The 6,258-nt window shown below is 58.5% G+C and carries 10 protein-coding genes; 8 read left to right on the plus strand and 2 right to left on the minus strand.

Annotated elements, in window-relative coordinates; genetic code table 11:
* Positions 1–382 precede the first annotated feature (382 nt).
* Positions 383–586 carry a cold-shock protein gene (locus tag AC1DO7_RS38855; RefSeq protein WP_441624231.1) on the plus strand — a complete coding sequence of 68 codons (204 nt, stop codon included), beginning with the start codon at positions 383–385 and terminating at the stop codon, positions 584–586.
* Between the two features lie 360 nt (positions 587–946).
* On the opposite strand, the gene AC1DO7_RS38860 is transcribed toward AC1DO7_RS38855, so the two are convergent.
* The gene (locus AC1DO7_RS38860; protein WP_441624245.1) at positions 947–1,279 is read right to left on the minus strand and encodes a hypothetical protein; all 333 of its coding nucleotides are present in this window, start codon (positions 1,277–1,279) and stop codon (positions 947–949) included.
* 465 nt (positions 1,280–1,744) lie between these two features.
* Between AC1DO7_RS38860 and AC1DO7_RS38865 the strand changes: the two genes are divergently transcribed.
* Both AC1DO7_RS38865 and AC1DO7_RS38870 read left to right on the plus strand, forming a co-directional pair.
* Positions 1,745–1,924 carry a hypothetical protein gene (locus AC1DO7_RS38865; RefSeq protein WP_441624233.1) on the plus strand — a complete coding sequence of 60 codons (180 nt, stop codon included), beginning with the start codon at positions 1,745–1,747 and terminating at the stop codon, positions 1,922–1,924.
* Between the two features lie 70 nt (positions 1,925–1,994).
* Positions 1,995–2,819 (plus strand): hypothetical protein, encoded by an 825-nt coding sequence (locus AC1DO7_RS38870; protein WP_441624235.1) that lies wholly within the window; start codon positions 1,995–1,997, stop codon positions 2,817–2,819.
* Here the strand turns inward: AC1DO7_RS38870 and AC1DO7_RS38875 are convergent.
* Positions 2,806–3,048 carry a hypothetical protein gene (locus tag AC1DO7_RS38875; protein ID WP_441624237.1) on the minus strand — a complete coding sequence of 81 codons (243 nt, stop codon included), beginning with the start codon at positions 3,046–3,048 and terminating at the stop codon, positions 2,806–2,808. The genes AC1DO7_RS38870 and AC1DO7_RS38875 overlap by 14 nt on opposite strands.
* Before the next feature lie 380 nt (positions 3,049–3,428).
* On the opposite strand from AC1DO7_RS38875, the gene AC1DO7_RS38880 reads away from it, so the two are divergent.
* From AC1DO7_RS38880 to AC1DO7_RS38900, 5 genes are all read left to right on the plus strand, one after another.
* A complete protein-coding gene (locus AC1DO7_RS38880) occupies positions 3,429–4,190 on the plus strand; it encodes a bestrophin-like domain (RefSeq protein WP_441624239.1) in 762 nt (253 codons plus the stop codon).
* 187 nt (positions 4,191–4,377) lie between these two features.
* Entirely contained in the window at positions 4,378–5,055 is a 678-nt protein-coding gene (locus AC1DO7_RS38885) for a carbonic anhydrase (RefSeq protein ID WP_441624241.1), read from the plus strand.
* Positions 5,056–5,516: 461 nt separating this feature from the next.
* Positions 5,517–5,657, plus strand: a complete 141-nt coding sequence (locus AC1DO7_RS38890) for a hypothetical protein (protein WP_477117390.1) — start codon at positions 5,517–5,519, stop codon at positions 5,655–5,657.
* A 62-nt stretch (positions 5,658–5,719) separates the two neighbouring features.
* Positions 5,720–5,977, plus strand: coding sequence for a hypothetical protein (locus AC1DO7_RS38895; protein ID WP_477117391.1), 258 nt, complete (start codon positions 5,720–5,722; stop codon positions 5,975–5,977).
* Between the two features lie 97 nt (positions 5,978–6,074).
* On the plus strand, positions 6,075–6,258 hold a 184-nt coding region (locus AC1DO7_RS38900; RefSeq protein ID WP_477117392.1), incomplete at its 3' end, for a hypothetical protein.

Raw genomic sequence — 6,258 nt, forward strand, 5'->3', positions numbered from 1 at the left:
ACCTGATTCAGTTTGCTGCCACCCTACAACGCGCTCCTTTTCGGCCCACCGCCCTCCCTCGCTTCCGTGTCAGGTTTTTTCGCTGGGCAGAGACGTGCACGCGGCCACCACGAGGTCGCGAGAATCAGTTGCCTTTAATTCTCATTTCACCAATAAGCTTATGCGAGAACCAGCGGTGACTCCGCTACCAGCCTGAGCGGCCTCATGGCGTGCCCCCGTGGTAAACCCTAGACACCTTGGCTGCATGTGTTTCCCCGGCTATGATCACTAACTAAATGACTTTCCTGCAATCGACGGCAGGATGCTTACATTGGAATAGCAAGTCCAGATTGGATTTTCTATTTCTGCATGCAGCATGCATGCTCCTAACAATGAGGATGAGATGGCAACTGGTATCGTAAAGTGGTTTAACGCTGAAAAAGGCTTCGGGTTCATCACACCAGATGATGGCGGCAAGGACTTATTTGCTCATCACTCCGAAATCCAGGGTACTGGGTACAAGTCCTTAGACGATGGCTCCAAAGTCGAGTTCGAAGTCAAGGACAGCCCGAAAGGTCCGCAAGCCTCCCGGATTCGCAAGCTGTAAGCGCCATTGCACCTAGGCAGTCGAGATGGAAGAAAGGCCCTTCGCATTGACGAGGGGCTTTTTTGTTTCCGGCGACACTCGCCCGCTTCATCGGCATTCACACGGGTCGGCAGCCAACTGCTACCAATACGCCAACGCGGCCCCGCAAATAGTCTCTGAACAACGTCAGCAGGCCCCACCCTCGACCGTCAAAGTCCGCACAAAACCCAATACTCAGGACTGGCGTTATTAATCACAATGAGTGTCTGGAGCAAACTGACCGCGACCCCTGCTCCACGCTGGCCAGTAATCATGCATTGAAGCCAGCGGCGGAGCGGCAGAAAAAACCGGCGCGTGGCCGGCCTTTTCTCAAATTCGAGATTATTTGCCGGCGTCGGCCTGGCACTTCTTCATGAAGGACGTCTTTGCAGCACCGGCGAGTTGCTTACCGTCCTTCCCAACGGCCTTGGCTTCGCAGGCGGCTGATGCGTCGCCTTTGTTGCCACTTTCGCACTTCTTGATAGAGGAAGCTTTCGCGGCCCCAGCTAGCGGCTTGCCATTTTTGTCGACCGCCTTCGCTTCGCAGCTCGAGGAAGCTGCCGGAGCGGCGGCTGGCGCTGCAGGCTTGGCGGCTGCCCCAGGCGCGGCAGTTTGAGCGTAGGCAAAGCCTACCGAAAAGAGCGCTGCAATGGCCACCGCACAGAATCTGTTCATCATGGTACCTCTCCTCAGATTTTATGAGTCAACTTGCCTCGCCCTTATAAACGCTTGGGCCGCGCCATCGTTGACGTCACTCGACCCTGATTTGAATGCATTGCCCACTAGAGGACAGTGTCGCCGGGTCCCAGGATTTCGTATCTAATTCTGTCCGCAGGGACCCGGGCTTGCCTCGACATCTCGCTGCTGTCTGCCGCCTGGCGCAGACCGCTCGACCTATGTGCCGTATGAGAAACTTAGAAGACGACAGACCACGACTGCAAGGTCATCTGTAGTCGACTGGTGGGGCATCGCCGGCTTACCGCTCCCTTCGCGTTTCATCAGTGAAACCGGCGAGCCTCTTGGAAACCGCACAGGAGGTAAGGCACGCTGCCGGCGAGCACGGCGTCGGGATCCGCGCCCATGGCTCGTTGCGCGCGGCAGGCGGGCTTCGAACTCGTTGTCTGCGATCGGAACCAGGCCGTGCTCGCCACCTCGGTAGCCGATTGCGCCTGCGCGGATGCAATCATCGTTCTGCTTGCCAACGACGCCCAGATTCTCGATGCAACGCTCGGCGCATGGGCCCGATCCGAGGCCGCATTCGCTTCGCTTCACAACCAGCACCGCGCAGCATTTCGTCTGTGCGCCGGCGAACAGTGGTGAAGTTTGCGAGGGACCTATCCTCAGGACAAGGATCCTTTCGACCAGCCTTGGTTCAACAGAAGAAAAAGAGATGCCGAGCCCGCGTATCGCAATTCGCCTTCTGCCGGCTTTCTTGATGCTGGTGGCGTCTCACGCCTTCGCGCTCGCGTTCGAGTGTCGCATTCTCAATGAATCGAACCGGCCGTTTGTCCGGATCGTCTTGGGTACGACTGAGAGCCAAGCAAACAGTTCTTTCATTAGCGCCTATGGCAACCAGGTGAGGCGGATGTACGGGCCTGGTGTGCGCTTCCTGTGTTCGTACCCACCTTCGAAGGAGGCGCTGGCCAGCGTGCCGGGGACAAACACACCCTACAAAGCATGCCCAAGTGGTAAGACCTGGGCCAAGACCCGGGGGGATGCTCTTGAGGTGCTTCAGCACGAGTGCGGTCCGCCGTTACCTCTCGATCATCAGATGTTCTTTGCGAGTTTTTGGGCGCAGGCTCGCGAGAAATGTCGCTTTGCAATGGCAAACGAGCACGTTGTTGTCGCACTCCAGGCGCCGACCATGGCAACTAACCTGACCCTCGAGTATGTGCCGCTTTGGAAGGAAGCTGAGGCCGTGATAAACGCGGAAGGCTGCTCGCCGGCCACTCGCGGCCTCGCAGAAGCTTTTGCGCGATATCTCACGCGCACAGGCGATCCAAACGGAGAGCGCCCGTTTGTCGCGACTTGCCTTCAGCGAGAAGGGATGAACGCGGCAAAATGCCGATGTTACGGTGACGCTGTTCGACTGATCGATCCGAAGGTCTTCGAGCATGTCTACGACGGGCGTTCCTACGGAGATGTGGTCCGCCAGATAGGCCCCCTATGGGAGGGACAACTCACGATGTTTTGCCTGGGCGTCAGGCCGAACTGACCGCCGCGCCATGGCTACCCCAGCGATGCTCGTGGTACGTCAAGTTCCTCTTGCCTTTTGATGACGCGAACATATTAGCCATCATCACGGTCGCATAAACCGCTCCCTGCCAATACAAGGCCGATTCCTTGTCGTCGACGTCTTTGGCCTTCTTGACGCCGTCTTGAAAGCGCTCGTACTCACCATGGAGATCGGCGCGCAGAGCGCGGTTGTTGATGTGGCCGTTCATCGCGCTGTCCGGCTGCGTTAGGCAACCTGTTCGGGCTTTTTTGACCCCGCTGTCCCCGGGGAGGGACAATCGTTCAAACGGCAGAGATCGGCCATGTGCAAAGGCATCTGGCTGCACACGCCAAATGACCGCCGATCGGTAACGAACGGCCCTTCGCCGCGACCTCCTCCCTTTATACAGCCGACGTGCCACCAGCCAGATGCGCGCGGCACGCTTGTTAGCGAACCACTCCCCCGGTCGGAAATTAGTAAGAAAGCACCACGAATAGGCGCAACCGAACAGAAAACGAGGTTTCGACAATGGGAATTCGGCTAGGATCGCAGGTGCGGGGTCATCGAGATGGCCAGCCGTTGTCCGGGTCAACGAAACAGGGGAACGTGATGCAAATGGTCGACCGTCCTGCTGTGCTCTTCGTACTGTTGTTGATTGTATTCACTGGGGTGGCGTCCTTTGCAACGCTCGTGCTCCGGCGTTTTCGGCCATTAACCGATGAGGAGCGCGATGACTTCAGCATCGTGCAGACCGCGACCTTGACGCTTTTCGCATTGTTGATTGGTTTTACTTTGTCGATGGCAGTCGGCCGGTACGATCAGCGCAAGAACCTGGAAGAAGAGGAAGCGAATGCCATCGGCACCGAATACCTCCGCGCCGATCTCCTCGATAACGCCCGAGCCACGGAGGTCAAAGGATTGCTTCGCGAATATGTCGCGCTAAGAATTAGCTTCTATCGATCAAGAGACACGGCAATGCTGGCGCAAATAGATATCCGCACCGCCGAACTTGAAGGTCGAATGTGGAATGGCGTTAGGGATGCGGCGCGGGCAATGCCGGATCCCGTTACCGCACTTGCGGTGGCGGGCATGAACGACGTCATCAATTCACACGGGTACACGACTGCGGCCTGGCGGAACAGGGTGCCGACCGGCGCCTGGTCGTTGATGATTGCGATTGCCCTCTTCAGCATCCTGCTCCAGGGCTACGGCGTGCGCGGCAAAGGCGCCAAGGTCGCGCTCCTGCTTGTCCTCCCCCTGACGGCCTCGCTCTCGCTGTCCCTCATCGCAGACGTCGACAGTCCGCGCTGGGGCATTATCCGCGTTCACCCGCAGAACATGCTGGATCTGGAGCGATCGATCGCTCAATAAACGTTAGCAGACCGATGGACATCACACCATGTATTAGGCAGCCTGGCAGGCCAGGCTCAACCAGAAGGGTGGGGTGCGCACGAAAATAGCATCGCAAATGGGGGAGCGCAACGCGCGTTTATGCATAGCGAGCGATGCACCGCTCCTCTGGGAGAATCGTCGGGCTCAACTGTGTCGGAGGCACGCCATGCGCAAACTCATAATGGGCATTGTCGAATTTCGCGAGAAGATGCTACCGCAATATGCAGAACGGTTCAGTAAGCTCGCGCTAGCGCAGAAACCTGATGCATTCTTCATCACGTGCTCGGATAGCCGGGTTGTGCCGGACCTGCTCGCATCTACTCATCCCGGCGATCTTTTTACGATGCGCAACGTCGGCAATTTGATACCGCCGGCGACTGCGGAGGGGGTCTCGACCGGCGACCTCTCCGAGGCAAGCGCGATTGAGTAYGCGGTGTTGGTGCTGAAAGTCGCGAATATTGTCGTGTGCGGGCATTCCGAATGCGGCGCCATGAAAGCTGTCTATGCACGCAACCCGAAGCTGAAAGCACCGAATCTCGATAAATGGCTTTACCACGCCAACAACGCAGCGTTTCGCCTCGAACACGAAGGCCCGCTCAATGACGGGCTGAAGCCGCACGACCAATTGTCGCAACTCAATGTCCTTGTGCAGCTCGAGCATCTAATGACCTACCCGATCGTCCGCCACCAAGTCACGGCCGGGGCTCTGGTATTGAGCGGCTGGTGGTTCGACATAGCCACCGGCGATATGTATGCCTATGAGCGGGCGAGCCGTTCGTTCGAAGTCATTGACCGGGCGCTGGCTGAGCGGCTTGCTTCGCGCCTCGCCTCGCGCGCGCGGTGAAAGTGGGGCTCGCAGTCAGGCGAACTCGAGTTGCCTCGCTATGGCACGCGCACGGCCACTATGTGGCTCAGCAAGCTGCGCCAGCGGGCGCTCAGCCGCAGCGTGAGGTTCAACGATAGCCGGCACAGCGAAAATGGGTCAATGCCCGGGGGCCTGGTCCAGACGGCCTGACGCGCGACGTCCCGCTCGCCGATGTAGGGGCCCATGCGTGTCGCGTGATCGCAAACACTTGGCGCTGATGTGTTGGTTTACGCCCGCCAGATCCAGGACGACGCGCGCAGGGCCTTGACGTCATTCTCTACGCTCGGGGAAAACCTATTCCAAGCCCCGCCTGGGTTTGCGGGCGATTTTCGCGTCCCTATGCCGCCTTGGCACACTCCATGCGTTTGTACCTCCCGAGCGCAGAAACACTGCTCAAACCAACCGAACCCAAAGTTCAATCGCTCCCAAGGAGAACTGCCATGACTACCACCCTCGCCATCAAGGACCTGTCCGTCACCGAAGAACTCGACAACATGAATGGCAACAACGCAGCCTTCGTCGACGACATCAAGTCGCATGTCAACTCGACCCAGAACGCCCAGAACAACATCTACCGCTAAGCCGCCGGCCCCGCCGAGCACGCCAACCGAATTCGCACATCACTGAGTACCGGAGAACTGTCATGACTACCATCGCCATCAAAGACCTGTCCGTCACCGAAGAACTCGACGCCGGCGCCATGCGCGCCGTACGCGGCGGCTTCGTGCCCTTCCTGCCYGTSTTCAGCGCGGTCAAGGTCGACTCGACCTTCAACGCCTCGCARCTGATCGGCCAGACSCAGARCGTSGTCAACATGAAYGGCAACAACGCTGCCTTCGTGGACGACATCAAGTCGCATGTCAACTCGACSCAGAACGCCCAGAACAACATCTATCGTTGAACGGCCCGGCTTGCGCGGAGGCGGCCYTGCCACCTCCGCTGGCAACCAGTCAATCAAGAGCATTTCAAGTTATCCAGTGAAGCCAAAGAGAACCGACATGTCATCCCTCATCGTGCGCGACCTCCCCCTGAACCAAGAACTCGACAGCAAGTCCCTGGCCGCGGTGCGCGGCGGCGCCAACACCTGGATGCAGGGACTGGGCCCGGTGGCCAACGTCAATGTCAACGTCAACCAGAACATCGCCCAGCTGCAGAGCATCAACGTCAACACGCTCAACAACG

This window comes from Cupriavidus sp. 05N40, from assembly GCF_056397305.1.